Source organism: Aquisalimonas sp. (genome assembly GCF_007120195.1).
In the GTDB taxonomy this organism is placed as follows: Bacteria; Pseudomonadota; Gammaproteobacteria; order Nitrococcales; family Aquisalimonadaceae; genus Aquisalimonas.
In genome coordinates, this window is the sequence record NZ_SKOG01000268.1 from 1 (window position 1) to 2,695 (window position 2,695).

Sequence of the window (2,695 nt, forward strand, 5' to 3'; positions counted from 1 at the left end):
CGTCACCGCCCCCACCAACGGCGCGGCCGGGGTGGTTCCGGCCGTGATGCGCTACTGGCTCGACCATGTGCCTGGCGCGCGTCCCGCACGGGTCGGGGAGTTCCTGTTGACGGCCGCCGCGATCGGCGGGCTGGTCAAGCACAACGCCTCCATCTCGGGGGCGGAGTGCGGCTGCCAGGCCGAGGTGGGGGCCGCCGCCGCGATGGGCGCGGCGGGGCTGTGCGCGGTGCTCGACGGCACGCCCGAGCAGGTGGAGAACGCCGCCGAGATCGCGCTGGAGCATCATCTTGGCATGACCTGCGATCCGGTGCGCGGGCTGGTGCAGGTGCCCTGCATCGAGCGCAACGGCCTCGGCGCGATCAAGGCGGTGTCGGCGGCCAGCCTCGCGCTGCGCGGGGACGGCACGCATTTCATGCCGCTCGACAACTGCATCGAGGCGCTGCGCCAGACCGGCGCCGACATGAGTGAGAAATACAAGGAGACCTCGCTCGGCGGCCTCGCCGTCAATGTGCCGAACTGCTGAATGCCGCGTTACGGCCCGGCGTGACCTTGCGGCAGGCTGCTGACGCAGCCTGAGACCCTGTCCGCCCCCCGCGCCGTTGGCGCGGAGGGCGCGTGCCGCCCCGCCCGCAGCGTCGGGTCCGCCGTCCCGAGGCCGGGGCGGGGGCGCGGGCCTCTGAGCAGCGTCAGTCCTGAGACTTGGCCACCATCGTCAGCACATCGTATTGCGCCACCACATCGCCGTCCTGATTGGTCACGCTGCAGTCCCAGCGGACCTCGCCGTAATCGGCGTTCTCGCGCGGGTTGATCTGCTTGCAGGTCAGCTGAACCTGCAGCGTGTCGCCCGGATAGACCGGGGTCATGAAGCGCAGATTGTCGATCCCGTAATTGGCCAGAACCGGGCCCGGGGCCGGTTCCACGAACAGGCCGGCGGCGAAGGAGACCACGAGATATCCATGCGCCACGCGCCCCTCGAAGAACGGGTTCGCGCGCGCGGCATCCTCGTCCATATGGGCGTAGAAGGTATCGCCCGTGAAGGCCGCGAATGTCTCGATGTCGTCGAGGGTCACGGTGCGCGGCTCGGTCACGAGCTGATCGCCCAGCTCAAGCTCGGCGAGGGACTTGCGGAACGGATGCACGCTGTCGTGACGGGCCGGGCCGCCCGGCATCCAGCGTCCGGCGACGCCGGACAGGAGCCGCGGCGTTCCCTGAATCGCGGTGCGCTGCATGTAGTGCTGCACAGCGCGCATGCCGCCGAGTTCCTCGCCGCCGCCGGCGCGGCCGGGCCCGCCATGGGTGAGCACGGCGAGCGGGGAGCCGTGGCCGGTGGAGCTGCGTGCGCTGTCGCGGTTTCCGATCATCACCCGGCCGTGGAACGGTGCGATCCCGAGAACCGCGGCGTTCGCGACCTGCTGGTCGTTGGTGAAGACCGAGGAAACAAGGCTGCCCTTGCCGCGCCGGACCAGCGCGACCGCCTCATCGATGTCGTCATAGGGCATCAGCGTTGCGACCGGGCCGAAGGCTTCCACGTCATGCACGGCATCCGCCTGTCCGGGCCGGTCGCAATGCAGAAGCACCGGGTTCATGAAGGCGCCCGCCTCGGGGTCGCCGGAGGCGAGATCGATCCGGCCGAGGTCGCCCAGCACGATGTCGGCGTCCCGGCGCAGATCGGCGATTCGTTCGCGCACCTCCTCGCGCTGCGACAGGCTGGCCAGCGGCCCCATGCGGATCCCGTCCTGTGCGGGAAGGCCGAGCGTGGTCCGCGCGAAGCGGGCCTTCAGCGCCTCGGTGACGGCATCGATGCGGTTGCGCGGGACCATGACGCGGCGAATGGCGGTACATTTCTGCCCGGCCTTCACGGTCATCTCGCGGGCGACCTCGCGCACGAAGAGGTCGAATTCCGGCGCGTCCGGTCCCGCATCCGGGCCGAGAATCGCGGCGTTGAGGCTGTCGGCCTCCATCGTGAAGCGCACGGAATTGTCGATGATCGCGGGATGCGTGCGCAGCTTGCGGCCGGTTTCGGCGGAGCCGGTGAAGGTGACGACATCCTGGCCCGTGACATGGTCGAGCAGATCGCCGACCCCGCCGCAGATCAGCTGCAGCGCACCGTCGGGCAGGAGCCCGGTATCCAGCATCCGCCGCACCATCAGCTCGGTCAGATAGGCGGTCTGGCTGGCCGGCTTGATGATCGCCGGCATGCCGGCGAGCAGCGTCGGGGCCAGCTTTTCCAGCATCCCCCAGCAGGGGAAGTTGAAAGCGTTGATGTGAACGGCCACCCCTTCGAGCGGGCTGAGCAGATGCTGGCCCGAGAAGCTGTTATCCGAAGACAGCGGTTCGGGATCGCCATCAAGAAGCAGCCGCGTGTTGGGCAGCTCGCGCCGCGCCTTGGAGGCATAGGACAGCATGGTGCCGATGCCGCCCTCGATGTCGACCCAGCCATCCGTGCGCGTCGCCCCCGTCGCTGTCGAGAGGGCGTAGAACTCCTCCTTTTGCTCCATCAGTGTGAGCCCGATCGCCTTGAGCATCAGGGCGCGTTCGTGAAACGTCATGGCGCGCAGGGCGGGACCGCCGGTGCGGCGGCCCCAATCCAGCGCTGCGACGAAATCCAGCCCGGTGGAGTCGATATGGGCCACGGGCGCGCCGGTTGCCGCATCGAGAAGCGGCTTGCCGGCCCCGGTGCCCCGGATCCATTGCC

The 2,695-nt window shown here is 69.4% G+C and carries 2 protein-coding genes; one reads left to right on the top strand and one right to left on the bottom strand.

Annotated features, from left to right (window positions below):
• A partial coding sequence (locus QZT63_RS18330; RefSeq protein WP_290653244.1) for an L-serine ammonia-lyase, iron-sulfur-dependent, subunit alpha occupies nt 1–523 on the top strand: 523 nt, incomplete at its 5' end.
• A 163-nt stretch (nt 524–686) separates the two neighbouring features.
• Here the strand turns inward: QZT63_RS18330 and paaZ are convergent.
• Nucleotides 687–2,695, bottom strand: a 2,009-nt coding sequence (gene paaZ / locus QZT63_RS18335) for a phenylacetic acid degradation bifunctional protein PaaZ (RefSeq protein ID WP_290653246.1), incomplete at its 5' end; no start/stop codon positions are given.